Origin of the sequence: Polaribacter sp. KT25b (assembly GCF_900105145.1) — a bacterium.
Lineage (GTDB): Bacteria > Bacteroidota > Bacteroidia > Flavobacteriales > Flavobacteriaceae > Polaribacter.
This window is the reverse complement of sequence record NZ_LT629752.1, coordinates 1,956,103-1,974,768: the sequence shown is the minus strand read 5'-3', so window position 1 is coordinate 1,974,768 and position 18,666 is coordinate 1,956,103. Positions and strand designations below refer to the sequence as shown.

Genomic DNA, 18,666 nt, shown 5'->3' with positions numbered 1-18,666 from the left:
TTAATTATATTATTTTTTGTAATCCCATACCAAAATATGCCAAGGCTTTAATTTCTTTAACACTTGCTAAACGTTCGTTACCAAATATTAAAATTCCTTTTTCTGTGGCAGAAATATGATATTGTTTGTTACTTTCAAAAAACAAAATTAATTCATCTGTAAAAAATGCTCTAATTTTTTCTTCATTTTTTCCAGCTAAATAAAAACGTTTGCTAAAATCTGGATGATTTTTTATGTCGATATCTTTATAACCAGCAAATTCCATTATATATTCAAAAATACCCTCTCTATCTAATGTGAAATTTGGCACAGGTTCAACAGGATGAATATGTAACATTGTAGTTTTAATTACTTGTTTTGCAATCATTTCTCCTTCTGTAAAATGAACATCAAAAATAGTACTGTCTCCGTTAGAAAGAACGTTAGAAACTTTATCTATATTACGTGTTTTAAAATAACCAAAAGTGGGTAATTCTTCCATTTCTTGTTTAGAAAAAGCGGAATATTGCCAACGCATTGAATCACTAATTAATTGAATATTTTTTTGTCTTTTTGTAAAAAAAACTTCTTTAGGGATTACTTGTTTAGGTAACGATTTACGCAGCGCAAAAGGATGAGAGCTTCTAGATTTAGAATCATCTAAACCAATTACCTCAAAATGCCCACCTTTTCTGTTAAAAGATGCAATATAATTACTCATGTTTTCCATAACAGAATGGTCTACAAAATCACAAAAAGAAAAGTCGATAATTGCTTCTTCATATTCTGGAATTTGATCTAACTTCTTTTTAAGTTTTGTATAATTTAAAAAACTAGAAAAATTTTGTACACTAACATAATATTTTTCATCTTCTTTAAACATTAAAACATTTGGTTTTAAAACGTTTTTTATAAATAGAAATATATTTTTATTAATGATAACATGAATAATAAAAGTGATTAGAATACCAACAATTATACCTGTAATTAAGCTTGTTAATATAGTTGTAAATAAAGTTACAAGAAAAATAATTAATTGCTCAGAACCAATACTAAATACTTTTTTAATATTATCTGGTGAAGCTAATTTATAACCTGTAAAGACTAAAATTGCAGCTAAAGCTGGTAATGGAATTTTGCGTAATTCTGAAGCAAATAATAAAATAAAAGCAACTAAAAATGTAGCATGAAAAAAGTTTGCAGACCTATTTGTACCCTCATTATTCACATTTACAGAACTTCTTGCAATTACTGCAACTACATTTAATCCGCCTAAAAAACCACTAATAACAGTTGCCAAACCCAACGCACGAATATCTTTATTTACGTTAGATCTTCTTTTTAATGGATCTAATTTATCAACAGCTTTAATACTTAATAAACTTTCAATACTTGCAATTAAAGTAATAGAAATTACAGCATTTATAAAATTTGCGTGGAAGACTTTACCAAAATCAGGAAAAGCAAAATTTGATAAAATATCATTTGGCAAGCCAATTAATAAACTTTTATCAATAGGATAAGGAGAAGTTGAAACCAAATCATAATAATAATACATACCAACTGTTAAAACTACAATCCACATTGGCGCAGGAATTAACTGAAAATATCGATTTCTTATTTTACCATAAAAAATCATAATTAGTAAACTTCCAATTCCTACTAATCCAGCAAAAAACATACTAGAATTATCGGTTTTTATCAAGTTTATAATTCCTTCAGGAATCTGAATTAAAAGTTCTACAATACTACCTTTGGCATCTAAATTACCAAACATTACATGTATTTGTTTTGCAAAAATTCCAATTCCTATAGCGGCTAACATTCCTTGTATTGCAGAAGCAGGAAAAAAGTCTCCTAAAGATCCCATTCTTAAAAAACCAAGAAAAATCATAATAATTCCAGAGATAACAATCGCTGCTAACGTATATAAAAAACCTTGATGCATATCGCCTTCGCCCAAAGTAGTAATTGCGGCTAAAACAACTACAACCAAACCATTTCCTGGTCCTGTAATTGTAACGTAAGATCCGCCAAATATAGAAGTAACAATTCCACCAACAATGGCAGCAATAATTCCAGAAATAGGAGGTGCTCCAGAAGCTAAAGCCAAGCCTAAACCTAATGGAAGTGCAATTAATGAAACAACAAAACCAGAAAATATATTTTTTGGAATATCATTTAAAAATAATTTAAAAGTATTTTTTTTCGGCATTTATTTAACTATTAAAAGATCTGTTGGTAATTGAGATAAAATATACTCAAGATCATGTGGAAAAATTCTATCAAGAAGACCTAGTTTATTTGGTGCGTTCATCACTAATAAATCGGCTCTTTTTACTTTTGCATAATGCCCAATAGAATAACCTCTTTTACCGAAAATACTTTGAGTTTTTATAGTAATATCATTACAATTAATATCTTTTAAAATTGTTTTTACCCGCTGATCTTCTCTAGTTTTTAAGCGCTCTTTAGTAATTGTTGCTTTTCGTAGTGTTTTATCGTCGCTTACTTTTACTTGTAATTCATTTTGGCTAACTTCTTCTACAATAGTTATTTTAGCACATTGTAGACTTTTAGCAAAAAAGAAGGCGGTTTTTATTGTTTCTTCTGTTCTTTCGTCTTTTAAACCATTTACCACAATATGATTACATGGAATTCTTTTTAAAGAAGGTTTAATTAATAGTAAAACAGAACAAGGTGCTTTTCTAGTAATTTTTCTAGCAATAGATCCAACATAGTATTTTAAGAGATTCTCTTTTTGGAGTGCGCCTAAAATAAGCAAGTTTATGTTTTCTAAAGCACAAGTTTCTAAAATAACATCTACCGGATTACCTTCTTTCCAAATAGTTTTGAAAGTATTATTTAAAGGTTCTGCTTCTGATAAAAGTGCTTTTAAGTCCGTTTTTTTTTGGTCAGATTTTGTTCCTACATGCACTCCAACTAACTCAGCATCAAACATGTTTGCGAGTCTTACTGCTTCGAATATATTAGGTTTTAAGTTTGGAGAAAAGGCAATACCAATTAGAATTTTATGAATATTTTGCAAAAAAGAGGTTTATAGATTAACTTATAGGCACAATATAGTAAACTTTATAAGAATGAAAAAAACTATAGTTTTATTTTTATGATAACTAAACATTCTTAAATTTACAATTAAAAGTATTATTAGCCGATGTTAGAACTTGCAGGAATTATCATTTTAGGAATTTTAGCTCAATGGGTTGCTTGGAAATTTAAAATTCCAGCAATTTTACCCTTAATTTTAATTGGTTTATTAGTTGGACCGATTGCTGCAGAATTTCTTAGTGAAGATGGTACAAAATGGATTGAACCAATTTGGAACGGAGAAAAAGGACTTTTTCCTGGTGATGGTTTGTATTATTTTGTTTCACTCGCAATAAGTGTTATTCTTTTTGAAGGAGGTTTAACTTTAAAAAGAGATGAAATAAAGAATGTAGGTCCGGTAATAACTAAATTAATTACCTTAGGATCTGCAATTACTTTTTTTGGAGCAGGAATTGTTGCTCATTATATTTTTGAATTAGGTTGGGAATTGTCTTTTCTTTTTGCAGGATTAATCATTGTTACTGGACCAACTGTAATTACGCCAATTTTAAGAAATATTCCCTTAAAAAGAGATGTTTCAACTGTTTTAAAATGGGAAGGTATTTTAATAGATCCAATTGGTGCTCTGGTTGCTGTATTAGTTTTTGAGTTTATTAGTGTTGGTGGCGATGGCGGATTTACAAAAACAGCACTTATTGAATTTGGAAAAATTTTATTATTTGGTACCACTTTTGGGTTTACTTTTGCGCATGCTTTGGCATATGCTATTAACAAAAAATTAATTCCTCACTATTTATTAAATGTTGCGTCTCTTTCTACGGTATTGTTGGTATTTGTAGAGTCAGAAGTTTTTGCACATGAATCTGGTCTTTTAGCTGTTGTAGTTATGGGAATGGTTTTAGGGAACGGAAAGCTAAATAACATTAAAGAACTGCTTTATTTTAAAGAATCATTAAGTATTCTATTAATTTCAATTCTATTTATTTTACTGGCTGCAAATATTAATATTAATGATTTAATGTTGCTTTATACCTGGAAAACTGCTGCTTTATTTGCAATTGTAGTTTTTGTAATTAGACCTTTAGCAGTTTTTATGAGTACCATAAATTCTAACTTAAAATTTAATGAAAAACTATTTATTAGTTGGGTTGGACCAAGAGGAATTGTAGCAGCAGGTATTGCTTCTTTATTTGGAAGTAAATTATTAAAAGCTGGAGTAGAAGGTGCAGAATATATTACTCCTTTAGTATTTATGATTGTTTTAGGAACTGTGCTTTTAAATGCAACAACAGCAAGGTTATTTGCTAAATTAATTGGTGTATTTCTAAAAATTTCTAACGGAATTTTAATTGTTGGCGCTTCGAAACCATCAAGATTGATTGCTAAATTTTTAACAGATAAAGGTAAAAGAGTTGTACTAATAGATTCTAATAAAAAGTTTATAGAACAGGCTTTAAACGATGGTTTAGAAGCAATTAATAAAAATATTTATGATGATAACTTAACTGATAATATTGAGTTAAATGATGTTGGATATTTAATTGCTTTAACAGGTAATGATTCTGTAAATAATCATGTTTTAAGTAGTTTTTCTAAAGATTTTGGTGAACATGGTACGTATAAAATTGCTTCTTCTATGGAAGCTCAAAAAGCTACATTAGAACAAAGAGGTAGTTTTTTTACGCCAAATGACGATTTTATTAATTTAAGTGAAGCTTATAGAGAAAACCCTCATATTAATGAAATTAAAATTTCTACAGAAGACGAATATTCTAAAATCTTAGATCTTTTGGCTTTAGAAGAAAAATCTATTCCTCTATTTATTCAAAAAGATAAAGGTTTGTATTTAATTGCAGAATTTGAAAAAATGGAAGAATCTAAAGAGAAATGTGTATTATACTATTTAGGTAAAAAATTAATTTTTCAAGAAAAATAAGTAGATTCTATTTTTTTAGCATCTTTTATTATTTCTGATGGATATTTATACAATTCTAAAATTTTTATAGCATTTCTAGTTTTTAATTTCCCTTTTTTAATTTTATGATCAAAAAAGAGTTCATTATTTTCTATTTGTTCACTAAAATGAAATAAATTGTAGTCATCTTTTTGTAATAACTCTGTTAATTCAATATCATGAGTAGACACAAAAACGGTGTGTTGTTTTTTATTTAAATAGGATAAAATTGATTTTCCACCAGAAATTCTTTCTACAGTATTTGTGCCTTTAAAAATTTCATCTAACACAAATAAACAAGGATTATTGTCATCAGCAGCATTAATTAACTCTTTAACATTAAGTACTTCTTGTAAATAATAACTTGTGTCGTCTAGTAAGTCATCAGTAATTCTTATAGATGAAAATACTTTATAATAAGGTGCAGAATATACATCAGCAAAACAAATATGTAGAGTTTGTGCCAAAATACTATTTACAGCAATGGTTCTTATAAAAGTTGTTTTTCCAGACATATTAGATCCTGTAAGTAACATACTTTTATTAGATAAATTTAAATTATTAGAAATACAATTTTCTATTAATGGATGATAAATTTCTTTTACATTTAACTCATTAGTTTCATTAAAAGTTGGTGTACATATTTTTAAATTACTAGCTTTTAAAGAAGCTGTAGAAATAGCAGCATCTATTTTGCCAATAAATAGAAACAGTTTTTCTATATTTTTTCTTTCTCTAGTAATAGCTTCTAAAAAACTATAAAACATTAAATATTCTACATTAAATAATATCTTTATCATTTCGGCAGCAAACCAAAAAAAGAACAAATACTCATCGGAAACATTTTTTTCGAAAGCTATAAATTCTGTTTTTAATTGAATTGATTTTATTTTATCAATAAACGAAATGTCTTTAAAATGAGCAACAATTTTGTTGCTTTTAACTAATTTCTGACTCACTTTTAAAGCCTTCGACAACTCATTTACACCATTTAAATAATACGCAACACTATGTTTGTTTTTGTAATGAAAAAAAAGATTTGCAGAAAAAACAGGAACTAATAAAAGGCTAAATATAGGGTAGAAAAACAACAAAATAATAGAAGAAATTGCTGTAATAGTTAAACCTTTAACAAGCCATAAATGTTTAGGTTTATCTAATTGTTTGTCGTTTATTAGCTCTTCAAAATAATATGAATTATTGTTATTTAATTTTGATATTTCTAATTGACAAGAAATACTTAATTCTTTGTCTTTTAAAAAAGTAGTTGTTAGTTTATTAAACTCTAATAAATCACTAATTGATCCAATTGTTCTTAGTTTAAAGTACAAATATTGCTGACCAATTTTAGAAGAAGTTCTATCTATAAATTTAAAAACGGCATCAATATCAAAATCAATATTATTTTTTTCTGATAAAATATGATATGCTTTGTTTTTATGAGAATTGTTGTTAAAATATTTACCAATTACAAAGAAATTATAATATTCTTTTTTCGTTTTATTTCCCCAATTTTCAAATAACTGTTTTCTATATTTTTTTAGTTTTTTCTTTTTTAAGTAGTTATTTATCAGGAATATTACTACTAGAATAAATAGGACTCCTAAAATGTAATTCATAATTTCAATTTAAAAAAAGAGTGATTATTTATTTGTAGTATAAATCTTAAAAAAGTTACATATCTAGCTCAAAAGTTTGACGTAATTTTTCTAACAAAGGATTCTTTTCTTTCAGTTTATTAAACTTTTCTAAAGGTGTATAAGCAAACTTTTTCTCAACACTTTCATTAAGTTTTACTAAGATTGAAATTCCGTAATTATTCGTTTTTTCGCGTAAGAAATTTAACAATTTTGGTCTCCCTTTTTTAAATTGATCTTGCATCAACTTATTAGGTACAGTAAATGTAATTTTAAAATTTTCTTTAAGTTTAGGTATATCTGTGGCTACAATAGAAGCCATACTATTTTCACCTTTTTTCTGAAGTAATTTAACATAATCAATCCAAAATTGTTGCAATTCTTTTTCTGTAAAAGGATCTTTTGGATGATTGTCGAAATTTTCTTCAATAGTAGATTTTTTTTCTTCTTTTTTCTGATGAATACTTTTTAAGGAAAGTGAAGAAGTACGTTTACTTACAGATTTTAAAAAAGATTTTTTAACCTCAGTTTTTGGTTGTTCAACTTTTTTAGTTTGAAGAACTGGTGTTTTTTTAACTGGTTTAGCAATTTCTTTTACCGCAGGAGAAAGTGCTTGAAAAAATGTTGCAGGAATTATGTAGTTAGCTGGTTTTTTTTTTTCTCCATCAAAAGTGATAGAGGCAATTTGCATTAAAGTTAATTCCACCAGCAATCGCTGATTTTTACTAGCTCTATAGTTTAAATCGCAATCATTTGCTTTGTTAATAGATTGCATTAAAAAAGGAATACTAGCTTTGGTAGCTTGCTCTAAATATTTCTTTTTGGCAGCATCACCAACTTCTAATAAATCAATAGTAACTTTATCTTTTGCAACTAATAAATCTCTAAAATGACTTGCCAATCCGTTTATAAAATGATGACCTTCAAAACCTTTACCTAAAATAGTATTGAAAGCATTTAATACATCAGGAATTTTGTTTGTCAACATTAAATCTGTCATATTAAAATAAGAATCATAATCTAAAACATTTAGATTTTCTGTAACAGCTTCACGCGTTAAATTCTTGCCAGAAAAACTTACAACTCTATCAAAAATTGATAAAGCATCACGCATTGCGCCATCTGCTTTTTGAGCAATAATGTGTAAAGCATCATCTTCTGCAGTAATATTTTCTTTTTCGCAAATTACTTTTAGATAGTTTTTAGCATCTAAAACGCCAATTCTTTTAAAATCAAAAATTTGACAACGAGATAAAATGGTAGGAATTATTTTATGCTTTTCTGTCGTTGCTAAAATAAAAATAGCATGTGCAGGTGGTTCTTCTAAAGTCTTTAAAAAAGCATTAAAGGCAGATTGAGAAAGCATGTGAACCTCATCAATAATATAAACTTTATATTTTCCTGTTTGTGGCGGAATACGAACTTGATCTGTTAAACTTCTAATATCATCTACAGAATTGTTAGAAGCAGCATCCAATTCAAAAATATTAAAAGCAAAATCTTCATCTTCGGCAATTTCTAAACCTTGTTGATTTATTTTTTTTGCTAAAATTCTGGCACAAGAAGTTTTACCAACTCCTCTAGGCCCCGTAAATAAAAGAGCTTGCGCTAAATGATTATTTTTTATAGCATTGTCTAACGTGTTTGTAATGGCTTGTTGCCCAACTACATCCTCGAAATTTTGAGGGCGATATTTACGCGCAGAAACTATAAAATGCTCCATTTCTTTTTTTAAAAGGTTAAGTAACAAAAGTAAGTATCTATGTTTTGTTTTACAACTTGGTTTCTTAACAAAATGCTAAAGTTGTAAACAAATTGTATGAAGTTTTAAAATGATACGACTAATATTGTAATTCGGGTTTCGTTTCGAGTTAAAAGTTCGGAAATTTGCATTAGGAGTTTTTTAATTCTTGGTGCAAATTTTATTAAATATATAAAATAAGAATATGAAAATTATAAAATCAGTTTTTGCAATTAGTGCTGTATTACTTTTAATTTCTTGCTTGGGTTTTTCTAAGAAAGAAACAATTTCTACGTCAACTTATATTCCTTCTGATAAAATAAAGGTTGCTTATTTTGCAAGTGGATGTTTTTGGTGTGTAGAAGCTATTTTTGAGAGTGTAGTAGGAGTAGAGGAAGCAGTTTCTGGTTATGCTGGCGGATTTACTAAAAATCCAACGTATCAAACAATCGGAACAGGTAAAACGGGTCATGCAGAAACGGTTGCGGTATATTATAACCCTAAAAAAGTAAGTTTTGAAACGCTGGTTACTGTCTTTTTTGGTTCTCATGATCCAACAACCGTAAACGGTCAAAAACCAGATTATGGAACACAATATAGATCTATTGCATTTTATGAAACTAATGATGAAAAAGCAATTATAGAAAAAGCAATTTCTAAATTAAATAAAGAAGTTTATCATGGAAAAATTGCTACAGAAGTTACTAAAATTTCTGCCTTTTATGAAGCAGAGGAATATCATCAAAATTTTGAAAAACGAAATCCAAATCAAGGTTATGTAAAAGCTGTTTCTATACCAAGATTAAATAGATTTAAAAAGAAGTTTCCAGAGTTGCTGAAGAAAGAATAAAAGATTTTTTTATTGATTTAAATGTTAGATATTAATTTGTTTAATAAATTCTAACACTTTTAAGATGGTTTTATTAGGATCGTTTTTACGTCAATTTACAAATAATTTTATTTCTTCATTTAAATCTAAAAAGCGAACATTTTCAGAGTTTACATACTTAAAAGAAGATAGCAATATAGAAATTCCTATTTCTTAGAAACCAGATTCAAAGCCTTGTATTTGATCAAAGTATTTAATTAAAATGTTCCATTTTTTTACACACAAAAAAACCTCACATTTGTGAGGTTTAAATTTATTTTTTTAAAAAATTATTCTTGTACTTCTGGTTCTGGTGCTTTAACTCCTAATTTATCCATTACTAATTGTGTAATGTCAAATTTATCATCAATAAATGCAAATTGATTTCCTGTAGTTGTTAAAATTTGTGTGTAATTATTTTCTTTTGCAATAAAACTTATAGCGTCGTTTAACTTTTTGTACAAAGGACGCATTAATTCGTTTTGTTTTAATTGCATTAATTTGTTACCATTATCTTGATATTTTTGAAGGTCTTGTTCCATTAATGTAATTTCTTTAACCAATGTTTTTTTCATTAATTCGCCATATTCAGCTTCATTTTTTCTAAAATCATCAACTTTATCTTGGTATTCTTTTGCTTTAATTGCAAAAGAAGAATCTAGTTTTGCACCATATTCTTGTGTTTTTTCCACAACAATTTTGCCTTCTGGCATAATACTTATAATATAATCGCTATTTATTGTACCAACTTTTGTTTGTGCTATAGATAATGTACTTATAAAAGCGATAAAAAGAACTGTAATTTTAGATTTCATAATTTATGTTTAGGATAGCAAAGATAAAAAAGTAGCTGAATTACAAAAATTTAGAAGAATTAAATAGCGTTAATTTTATCAGAAATTTTGTTAATTATGTCGTTGATATTTGTTTGATAATCAAACCACAAAGTATCTTCGTCTTTTTTAAACCAAGTAAGTTGCCTTTTAGCAAAACGTCTTGTATTTTTTTTGATTTCAGAAACAGCAAATTCTTGTGTAAATTCTCCTTCAAAAAAAGAAAATAATTCTCTATAACCAACAGTTTGTAAGGCATTTAAGTTTTTGTTTACATAAAGGTTTTTAGCTTCTTCTAATAAACCATTTGCTAACATAATATCTACTCTTAGGTTTATTCGGTTGTAAATAATTTCTCTATTTGCATTTAATCCTATTTTAATAGAAGTAAAGTTTCTTGGAGTTTTTGGTTTATTTTTAAAAGTAGAATAGGGTATTTTTGCTCCAATACAAATTTCTAAAGCTCTCATAATTCTATGAGGATTATCAATTGCAATTGAATTATAAGTTTCTAAATCTAATTCTTTTAATTTTTCTTGAAGTGTTTCTATTCCTTTTTCATGCAATTGCTTTGTTAATTCTTCCCGTATTTTAGGATCAACTTCAGGAAAATAATCCAATCCTTTTAAAACTGCATCTACATATAATCCGCTTCCTCCAACCATAATTTGCACTGAATTTTTTTGAAACAATTCATCCAATTTAGAAAGTGCATCTCTTTCAAAAGAACCTACATTATAATCCTCAAAAATACTTCTGTTTTGTATAAAATGATGCGTTGCTGCAGCTAATTCATCAGTTTCTGGAACAGCTGTGCCAATGGTCATTTCTTTGTAAAACTGTCTTGAATCGCAAGAAATAATATCAGCATTAAAATAATTTGCTAATTTTATACTTAATGCAGTTTTGCCAATTGCTGTAGGACCAACAATGGTAATTAGATAATTATTAGAAGTCATTTAATTTAATTTACTACCACAATTATAACAAAATTCTGCTCCATCTTTATGGCTTTCTGCACCACAACTTGGGCATGCTTTTGTATTTGTATTTACTTTATTATCGGGTGTTTTAGGCATTTCTGATATTACTATTCCTGTAGGAATTGCAATAATTCCATATCCTAAAATCATAACAATACTTGCTAACAATTGGCCAAAAGGAGTTTGTGGCGCAATATCTCCATAACCTACAGTTGTTAGTGTAACAATTGCCCAATAAACACTTCTAGGAATACTTGTAAAACCATTTTCTGCACCTTCTACCATATACATTATTGTACCCAAAATAATACATAAAATAACTACAAAGTATAAAAACACAGATATTTTAACTCTACTAGCTTTTAAAGCAATTAATAGTCTATTTGATGCACCAATATATCTTGTTACTTTTAAAATTCTAAAGATTCTTAATAAACGTAAAGCTCTTAAAGCGGCAAGATGATGTGAGCCAATTAAGAAAAATGAAAGATATTTTGGCAGTGTAGAAAGCAAGTCTATAATACCGTAAAAGCTAAAAATATATTTTAAAGGTTTTTTTATGGTGATGATTCTTAAAATATATTCAATAGAAAAAAGAATAGTAATAATCCATTCGAAAATGTTTAGAAAGAGATGATATTCTTTATCAAAACTTTCTACACTTTCTAGCATTACTAACAGAATACTAGCAATAATTGCAATTAATAAAATTACATCAAAAAGTTTACCTTCTTTAGTATCTGCTTCATAAATAATTTCATGAAGTTTTTCTTTCCAATTAGATTTTGTGCTAGATTTTTCCAACTTTAGTTTTAAATTCTATTACAATACTACAATTATTTACTGGATTTGAAAAAAGTTTACTTCAATTTTCTCTTTATTCATAGGGATTTCAGAAAAATAAATAAAAATTTTCACTTTTTTTAAAACCGTACTTCAATTCTTCTCGTAAGTATATGTGAGATTCAATTAATTAATAACTTAAAACTCACAAAATGAAAAAAAGTAAAATTTTAACGGGAACCATTTTTTTAGCGATTATTGGTTTAATTACAATTGCAGCAGATCATATTGATGCTCCTGCAACAAGTGGAACAAATGCAGATATTTCTGATTTCTATGCTTTTGAAGCAGAAAACACAAATAATTTGGTATTTGTAGCAAATGTGCAAGGTTTATTAAGTCCTACAGCAACAGCAAATGCATCTTTTGATGAAAATGTTTTAGTAGAATTTAATATTGATACAAATGATGACAAAGTAGAAGACTTGGTTATTCAGGCAATTCCTAAAGATGGGAAAATGTATTTCTTTGGGCCATTTTCTCCTTCATCAACAGGATTAAATAGTACAATTAATGAAATGGCAACCAAAAATGAAGTAGCAATTTCTGGGTATGGAGCATCAGCAATTATTGAAAACAACAACGAAATGAAGTTTTTTGCTGGGCCAAGAGATGACCCTTTCTTTATGGATTTTGCTCAATATGGTGCAATTATTGGCGGAACAGCTTCTGGTTTTAACAATCCTGGTGCAGATACTTTTGCAGGAACAAATGTACTTTCTATAGTTGTAGAAGTTCCTAAAAGTCTAATTGGTGGTTCTGGTACCATAAATACTTGGGTAGAATCAAAAGTAAAACAATAATTAATTTATCAACTTAAAAAACAATATCATGAAAATTTATAAAATAAAATATTTAGCAATTGCATTTTTATCACTTATCGTAGTAAGCTGTAATAACAATGACGACGATGGAATGATCGAAATAACTTCTGATTTTTCAGGAACTTTTGTTCAAAAAGATCAAATGGGAAGACCAGCGGTTAACACTGTTTTTGTATCGTCTGCAAGTAAAGATGACTTTAATGTTACTATTCCTTCAGAACAAGGAGCAATGTTTCAATCAATGTTCGAAACTAATTTAACAGGTTTAAGTCCTGCGTATTCAAATGCGGATGATAAAAATGCACTTGGTTTAGATGCAGCAACTTTTACAGGTTTATTAGCTACGGATGTTTTAAATGTTTCTTTAGATGGTACAACTACTTTTTATGATGGAACAAACGTTTTAACAGGAAGAGCTTTGGCAGATGATGTAATTACGGTTGAATTATTACTAATTTTTGGTGGAGAAGATTTTACTGAAAATGCTGCTTTTTCTGATGATCATGTAGATGCAAATGACAAACCATTTTTAACTTCTTTTCCTTACTTAGCAGCTGCTTGGTAATAGAATAAAAAAACATTATTCAAGATTCTGACGCATAAATACCCCCCAAAAAGTGCGTCAGACTTATTAAAACAAATTAAACTAAGAACAATAAAATTGGCGAATTATTTCCTATTAAAAATTCGCGAATTTATTTAAATAACTTAAAACTACACATCATGAAATATATCCAACTAATTTTAGTGATTGTCGTTTTTTCTTTCGCAACGAGTTGCAATAAAAACGAAACCAAACAAATAACAAACACAAAAGATTATCAAGCTTATTTACAAGTTGATGAAAATTCATCACTAGAAACCGTAAATGAAGAATTAAGTTTTTGGAACAATAAGTTAGAAAAAACGCCTAATCAATATCCTTATTATTTAAAACTAGCTTCTGCAAATTCACAAATTTTTCAATTAACAGGAGATATCAATCAATTAAAGGAAGCAGAAAAAAACTTATTTTCTGCAAACAAAAAAACAAATTTTAATAACGCAGGTTATTTAAGAAGTTTGGCAAAAAACTACATTTCTCAACATCGTTTTAAAGAAGCTTTAGAATTGCTTACAAAAGCAGAATATAATGGAGAGAGCTTACAACAAACTCGTTATATGTTAGTTGATGTTTATTTAGAACTTGGAAACTTAGAGAAAGTAGAAAAATATTTATCAAAAATAAAAAACTTTAAAGATTTTGATTATTTGATTAGAGTATCAAAATACAATGATGATATTGGTAATTTAGATAAGGCTATTGAATATTTAGAAAGTGCTTTGAAGATTGCAAAAGCATCAAATAATCAAAGTTTATTACAGTGGAATTATACAAATTTAGCAGATTATTATGGTCATGCAGGTAGAATTCAAGATTCGTATACTGCATATTTAAAAGCATTAGCAATTAATAAAAATAATAGTTATGCAAAAAAAGGAATTGCTTGGATTGTATATTCTCATGAACGAAATCCAGAAGAAGCATTAAGAATTTTAGATGCAGTTACAAAAGAAAATGCTACTCCAGATTATCATTTATTAAAAGCAGAAATAGCTAGTTTTATGGGTGATTTTTCTAAAAAAGAAACGGAAACAAAACTGTATTTAGCAAAAGTTGTCGATACAAAATATGGTGCTATGTATGCAAAATATAATGTGCTATTATTTGCTGACGATAAAACAAGTACTACAAAAGCATTAGAAATTGCAAAACAAGAAGTTGCACAAAGACCAACAGCACAATCGTATGATTTATTGGCTTGGTGTTATTTCAAAAACGGAAATTCTAAAAAGGCAATTCAAGTTTCAGAAAAATATGTAATTGGTAAAACTTTTGAGCCTGAAGCATTATTACACTGTGCTTATATTTTAAAAGCAAATAATAAATTACTGGAAGCTAAAAAGTTAAAAGAAGAATTGTTAAAAAGTATATATGAGTTAGGTCCTTTAACAGAAAATGATGTACAAAATATTTAAATTCGCAAAAATTTTAAAATGATGAAACATAAATTAACGATACTAATTGTTTTTACTTTTTGCTTAAATTCTTTTGGACAAGAATTAAAAGGAAGAATTCTTAACTCTTTTAATGAACCTTTAGAGAATGTATATGTGGTAAATACAACTTCTAATTCTCATACACACACAAATGAAAACGGAAGTTTTACAATTGAAAATACAACCCTAAATAACTTTATTCAAGTTAGTATTTTAGGTTTTGAAAAAAAGACAATTCAAGTAAAAGAACAAGACATTAAAAATGATATTACAATAATTTTAAAAACTAAAATATTTCAATTAGAAGAATTGGTTTTGCGTAAAGAAATCAACGCTTTGCAAACTATTTCTAGAGTAGATTTACAACTAAATCCTGTAAATAACTCGCAAGAAATTTTAAGAAAAGTTCCCGGTTTATTTATTGGGCAACATGCTGGAGGTGGAAAAGCAGAACAGATTTTTTTAAGAGGTTTTGATATTGATCACGGAACAGATATTACACTTTCTGTTGACGGAATGCCAATAAATATGGTTTCGCATGCGCATGGTCAAGGATATTCTGATTTGCATTTTGTAATTCCAGAAACTATTCAAAAAATAGATTTTGGTAAAGGACCTTATTATGCAAATCAAGGTGATTTTAATACAGCAGGTTATGTAGATTTTTCAACAAAAACAAGCATCAACAAAAACCTAATTTCTGTTGGTTATGGAGATTTTAATTCGCTAAGAACTGTTGGAATGTTTAATCTTTTAGAAAATAGTAAAAAAGAGGATGCGTATGTTGCTGTAGAATATATAGAAACTGATGGGCCTTTTGAATCGCCACAAAATTTTAACCGATTAAATCTTTTTGCAAAATATAATACGTTTTTAAACGGAAAAGATAAATTGACTTTAACAGCTTCGCATCTTACTAGTTCTTGGGATGCTTCTGGACAAATACCAGAAAGAGAAGTTGAAAATGGAAATATTTCTCGTTTCGGAGCTATTGATGATACTGAAGGTGGATTTACGTCAAGAACAAATGTAAATGTTCAATTACATAAAACCTTGTCTGATGAATCTATTTTTAAAGCAAATATTTTTTATTCAAAATATGATTTCGAGTTGTTTTCTAACTTTACATTCTTTTTAGAAGATGCTGTAAATGGAGATCAAATAAGACAATTTGAAGATAGAGATATTTTTGGAATGAATGCAAAAATCATCAGTACTAAAAAGTATGGTTCTGTTGAAGCAAAATATACAAAAGGTTTTGGTTTACGTTACGATTTAGTTGCTGATAATCAATTGTCACATACTAAAAATAGAAATGAATTGTTAGACAGAATTCAATTTGGAGACGTTAAACAAACTAATTTATATGCATTTTTTAATTCAGAATTTGAAATTGGGAAATTTAAAATTTCACCAGCAGTTCGTGTAGATTATTTTAAATTTTTATACAATGATAATTTAAATACGTCTTATGAAACTTTGTCTAAAACTAAAGCAATTGTAAATCCGAAGTTAAACTTTTTGTACACACAAAATGATAATTTACAATGGTTTTTAAAATCAGGAATTGGTTTTCATTCTAATGATGCAAGAGTTGTTTTACAACAAAATGCAGATAAAATTTTACCAAGAGCTTATGGAGCAGATTTTGGAAATATTTGGAAACCAACTAAAAATTTGGTTTTAAATACTGCAGCTTGGTATTTATTATCCGAAGAAGAATTTGTGTATGTTGGTGATGCAGGAATCGTAGAACCTTCTGGAAAATCTGAACGTTTTGGATTAGATTTAGGAATCCGTTATCAATTAACCGATCATATTTATTTTGATACAGATGCAACTATTACAAAAGCAAGAAGTTTAGAAAATATATCTGGCGAAGATTACATTCCTTTAGCGCCTAATTTTACAATGGCTGGTGGTTTGTCATTTTCAAATTTGGGTAATTTTTCTGGCGGTTTTCGTTACAGATATTTAGCTGATAGAGCAGCGAATGAAGACAACTCTATAATTGCAGAAGGTTATTTTGTAAGTGATTTAAACATTAATTATAATATAAATAAAGACCTAACTTTAGGTGTTGCATTCGAAAATATATTTGATGTCGATTGGAATGAAACTCAATTTGCAACAGAAAGCAGATTGCAAAATGAAACTGATTCTGTAGAAGAAATTCATTTTACACCTGGAACTCCATTTTTTGCAAAAGCAACTATAAGTTATGAGTTTTAAAGAAAAATAGTAATAGTTTTTTTTTAGTTGGATTAAATGCCTGTTATTTTAATATAGCAGGCATTTTTTTTAGGTAATAAATATTTAGACATAAAAGTTTGAAATGTATTTATTCGAATGGTTGTAGACAAAGAAAAAGATCTCTTTAAGTGTAAATATTTATCTCTGTTATATAATTTATTCTGGTATTGATAAATATCTTTTATGTTAATATCGTAAAAATAGATCTGCAAGTTTAAACTAAGGAGATTAAATTCTCTAATTAAAAATTAAGAAGAAACTGCTCCTAAAGTATACAATTGTTCTAAAGTAGGAGAGAGGCTTCCTCCTGTAGGTTCTAATGTAATACCAAATGCTTCAGATTTATTTGCATTATATATGGTAAATATCTTATTAGTGTCAGCAGTAAAAGAATCTAAAGTTCCTAAACTAGTTGGCGATAAAGGATCTAAAGTTAAAGACCAAACTTGATATACTTTTCCTTTTGGAGGTTCTGGTAATCCTTTAGCATCTAAATAAATAGAGTTTGTTTTTTTGTTCCAATATACTTTAGCATAAGAAGTTGGCGAAACTGTTTGCCCTGCTAAAGACACAGAAATAATGTCTTTATCTCTAAAAATTTCAATTAATTTTTCTGCAGCAGCTAAATTAGTAGATGCGCTATCTATTTGAGCTTCTAACAATTCTTTTTCAGAAGCCAATTGATTTTTTAGTTTGTTATTTTGTAATACAGATAAAATTAAGGTTGAACCAAATATAAAAGCAGCTGCCCAACCTGTATATAACCCCCAATTCGATTTTGGTTTCGAAATCGGTATTACTTTATGTTCATCAACTTTTAATTGATTTTTAATATCATTAAATGAATAAGTACTATCTTTTTTGGCAAATGCAGTTAATTGTACAATAGCATTTTCTATAGATTCTACTTCTGCTAAAACTTCAGGATATTTTTGCATAGCTTCATACACTTCCTGGTTTTCTTTTTCAGAAAGTGAACCTGCAACATAAAGTTCCAAAATTCCAGATGCTATGTATTCTTTACTATCCATTTTTTATGTGTCAAGCATTGTGCGTAATTCGCCAATGCAAGTTCTATTTTTTGTTTTTATAGTACCCAAAGGTATTTCTAATTCTTCTGATGCTTCTTTTTGTGTAAAACCTTTAAAGTATAATAATTGAATTACAGCTTTGCAAGTATCGCCCAGTTTTTTTACAAAATCGGTTAAACCAATTGTATTTGTTAAACTATCTAAAGAAGAACTTGTTTCTAATATATCTACGAAAAAATCTGCATTAAGGTTTTGTTTAGACTGTTTAAACTTTTTTGATCGGGTATAATCTATCGCAGAATTACGTGCTATATTTAAAAGCCAAGTAAAAAAACGTCCTTTTTTGGCAGAGTAAGTATCTGCTTTATTCCAAGCTTTTATAAAAACATCTTGTGTAATTTCTTGGGCAACATTATCATTTTTAACAATACTATTTACAACACCAGAAATACTATCACAATAAAGATTGTAAAGTTTTTCGTATGCTTTCACATCCTTTTTCTGAAACTGTAAAATTAATTGTTCTTGATTCATAGTTGTATCAACAGCTAATGTATGCAATTAAATCTATTAAGGTTATTTTCTTTTTAAGAAAAGAATATTTTAATTAT

16 protein-coding genes are annotated in these 18,666 nt (G+C 27.8%); 7 read left to right on the top strand and 9 right to left on the bottom strand.

The annotated features are described in order from the left end of the window. Positions 1–4: 4 nt before the first annotated feature. Together BLT70_RS08480 and BLT70_RS08475 are read right to left on the bottom strand one after the other, a co-directional pair. Positions 5–2,194, bottom strand: coding sequence for a SulP family inorganic anion transporter (locus tag BLT70_RS08480; RefSeq protein WP_091893512.1), 2,190 nt, complete (start codon positions 2,192–2,194; stop codon positions 5–7). Further along, positions 2,195–3,028 carry a universal stress protein gene (locus tag BLT70_RS08475; RefSeq protein ID WP_231962847.1) on the bottom strand — a complete coding sequence of 278 codons (834 nt, stop codon included), beginning with the start codon at positions 3,026–3,028 and terminating at the stop codon, positions 2,195–2,197. Positions 3,029–3,154: 126 nt separating this feature from the next. Between BLT70_RS08475 and BLT70_RS08470 the strand changes: the two genes are divergently transcribed. Then, a complete protein-coding gene (locus tag BLT70_RS08470; protein WP_091893510.1) occupies positions 3,155–4,984 on the top strand; it encodes a sodium:proton antiporter in 1,830 nt (609 codons plus the stop codon). On the opposite strand, the gene BLT70_RS08465 is transcribed toward BLT70_RS08470, so the two are convergent. Beyond that, positions 4,972–6,621 (bottom strand): DNA mismatch repair protein MutS, encoded by a 1,650-nt coding sequence (locus tag BLT70_RS08465; protein ID WP_091893508.1) that lies wholly within the window; start codon positions 6,619–6,621, stop codon positions 4,972–4,974. The genes BLT70_RS08470 and BLT70_RS08465 overlap by 13 nt on opposite strands. Positions 6,622–6,676: 55 nt before the next feature. Continuing rightward, positions 6,677–8,362 carry a DNA polymerase III subunit gamma/tau gene (gene dnaX / locus BLT70_RS08460; RefSeq protein WP_091893506.1) on the bottom strand — a complete coding sequence of 562 codons (1,686 nt, stop codon included), beginning with the start codon at positions 8,360–8,362 and terminating at the stop codon, positions 6,677–6,679. A gap of 223 nt (positions 8,363–8,585) precedes the next feature. Between dnaX and msrA the strand changes: the two genes are divergently transcribed. Both msrA and BLT70_RS17515 read left to right on the top strand, forming a co-directional pair. Beyond that, positions 8,586–9,230, top strand: coding sequence for a peptide-methionine (S)-S-oxide reductase MsrA (msrA, locus tag BLT70_RS08455; protein ID WP_091893504.1), 645 nt, complete (start codon positions 8,586–8,588; stop codon positions 9,228–9,230). A gap of 64 nt (positions 9,231–9,294) precedes the next feature. Beyond that, positions 9,295–9,426: a hypothetical protein gene (locus tag BLT70_RS17515; protein WP_302847809.1), complete on the top strand. Its 132-nt coding sequence runs from the start codon at positions 9,295–9,297 to the stop codon at positions 9,424–9,426. A 112-nt stretch (positions 9,427–9,538) separates the two neighbouring features. Here the strand turns inward: BLT70_RS17515 and BLT70_RS08450 are convergent, their stop codons facing one another. From BLT70_RS08450 to BLT70_RS08440, 3 genes are read right to left on the bottom strand one after another with little or no spacing between them, the layout of a single operon-like run. After that, positions 9,539–10,063 carry an OmpH family outer membrane protein gene (locus BLT70_RS08450; RefSeq protein WP_091893502.1) on the bottom strand — a complete coding sequence of 175 codons (525 nt, stop codon included), beginning with the start codon at positions 10,061–10,063 and terminating at the stop codon, positions 9,539–9,541. A gap of 59 nt (positions 10,064–10,122) precedes the next feature. Further along, positions 10,123–11,040, bottom strand: a complete 918-nt coding sequence (miaA, locus tag BLT70_RS08445; protein ID WP_091893500.1) for a tRNA (adenosine(37)-N6)-dimethylallyltransferase MiaA — start codon at positions 11,038–11,040, stop codon at positions 10,123–10,125. Continuing rightward, positions 11,041–11,868 (bottom strand): ion transporter, encoded by an 828-nt coding sequence (locus BLT70_RS08440; RefSeq protein ID WP_091893498.1) that lies wholly within the window; start codon positions 11,866–11,868, stop codon positions 11,041–11,043. It lies immediately after the preceding gene. Between the two features lie 191 nt (positions 11,869–12,059). Here BLT70_RS08440 and BLT70_RS17470 point away from each other — a divergent pair, with 191 nt between their 5' ends. The 4 genes from BLT70_RS17470 (at position 12,060) to BLT70_RS08420 (ending at position 17,003) form a co-directional block, all read left to right on the top strand. Next, positions 12,060–12,710: a DUF4331 family protein gene (locus tag BLT70_RS17470; protein WP_091893496.1), complete on the top strand. Its 651-nt coding sequence runs from the start codon at positions 12,060–12,062 to the stop codon at positions 12,708–12,710. Between the two features lie 28 nt (positions 12,711–12,738). After that, positions 12,739–13,296: a DUF4331 family protein gene (locus tag BLT70_RS08430; RefSeq protein WP_091893494.1), complete on the top strand. Its 558-nt coding sequence runs from the start codon at positions 12,739–12,741 to the stop codon at positions 13,294–13,296. A gap of 158 nt (positions 13,297–13,454) precedes the next feature. Next, positions 13,455–14,750 (top strand): hypothetical protein, encoded by a 1,296-nt coding sequence (locus tag BLT70_RS08425; RefSeq protein ID WP_091893491.1) that lies wholly within the window; start codon positions 13,455–13,457, stop codon positions 14,748–14,750. A 21-nt stretch (positions 14,751–14,771) separates the two neighbouring features. Beyond that, positions 14,772–17,003 carry a TonB-dependent receptor gene (locus BLT70_RS08420; RefSeq protein WP_091893489.1) on the top strand — a complete coding sequence of 744 codons (2,232 nt, stop codon included), beginning with the start codon at positions 14,772–14,774 and terminating at the stop codon, positions 17,001–17,003. Positions 17,004–17,272: 269 nt separating this feature from the next. Here BLT70_RS08420 and BLT70_RS08415 read toward each other — a convergent pair whose 3' ends face one another. Both BLT70_RS08415 and BLT70_RS08410 read right to left on the bottom strand, forming a co-directional pair. Further along, positions 17,273–18,055 carry an anti-sigma factor gene (locus BLT70_RS08415; protein WP_091893487.1) on the bottom strand — a complete coding sequence of 261 codons (783 nt, stop codon included), beginning with the start codon at positions 18,053–18,055 and terminating at the stop codon, positions 17,273–17,275. A gap of 3 nt (positions 18,056–18,058) precedes the next feature. Continuing rightward, on the bottom strand, positions 18,059–18,589 hold the full coding sequence (locus BLT70_RS08410; RefSeq protein ID WP_091897531.1) for an RNA polymerase sigma factor: 531 nt from the start codon (positions 18,587–18,589) through the stop codon (positions 18,059–18,061). Between the last annotated feature and the right edge of the window lie 77 nt (positions 18,590–18,666).

Coding starts and splice junctions, on each gene's coding strand:
- BLT70_RS17470 (WP_091893496.1), top strand. CDS start 12,060: ATGAAAAAAAGTAAAATTTTAACGGGAACCATTTTTTTAGCGATTATT.
- BLT70_RS08480 (WP_091893512.1), bottom strand. CDS start 2,194: ATGCCGAAAAAAAATACTTTTAAATTATTTTTAAATGATATTCCAAAA.
- BLT70_RS08465 (WP_091893508.1), bottom strand. CDS start 6,621: ATGAATTACATTTTAGGAGTCCTATTTATTCTAGTAGTAATATTCCTG.
- miaA (WP_091893500.1), bottom strand. CDS start 11,040: ATGACTTCTAATAATTATCTAATTACCATTGTTGGTCCTACAGCAATT.
- BLT70_RS08450 (WP_091893502.1), bottom strand. CDS start 10,063: ATGAAATCTAAAATTACAGTTCTTTTTATCGCTTTTATAAGTACATTA.
- BLT70_RS17515 (WP_302847809.1), top strand. CDS start 9,295: ATGGTTTTATTAGGATCGTTTTTACGTCAATTTACAAATAATTTTATT.
- dnaX (WP_091893506.1), bottom strand. CDS start 8,362: ATGGAGCATTTTATAGTTTCTGCGCGTAAATATCGCCCTCAAAATTTC.
- BLT70_RS08420 (WP_091893489.1), top strand. CDS start 14,772: ATGAAACATAAATTAACGATACTAATTGTTTTTACTTTTTGCTTAAAT.
- BLT70_RS08470 (WP_091893510.1), top strand. CDS start 3,155: ATGTTAGAACTTGCAGGAATTATCATTTTAGGAATTTTAGCTCAATGG.
- BLT70_RS08410 (WP_091897531.1), bottom strand. CDS start 18,589: ATGAATCAAGAACAATTAATTTTACAGTTTCAGAAAAAGGATGTGAAA.
- BLT70_RS08430 (WP_091893494.1), top strand. CDS start 12,739: ATGAAAATTTATAAAATAAAATATTTAGCAATTGCATTTTTATCACTT.
- msrA (WP_091893504.1), top strand. CDS start 8,586: ATGAAAATTATAAAATCAGTTTTTGCAATTAGTGCTGTATTACTTTTA.
- BLT70_RS08425 (WP_091893491.1), top strand. CDS start 13,455: ATGAAATATATCCAACTAATTTTAGTGATTGTCGTTTTTTCTTTCGCA.
- BLT70_RS08415 (WP_091893487.1), bottom strand. CDS start 18,055: ATGGATAGTAAAGAATACATAGCATCTGGAATTTTGGAACTTTATGTT.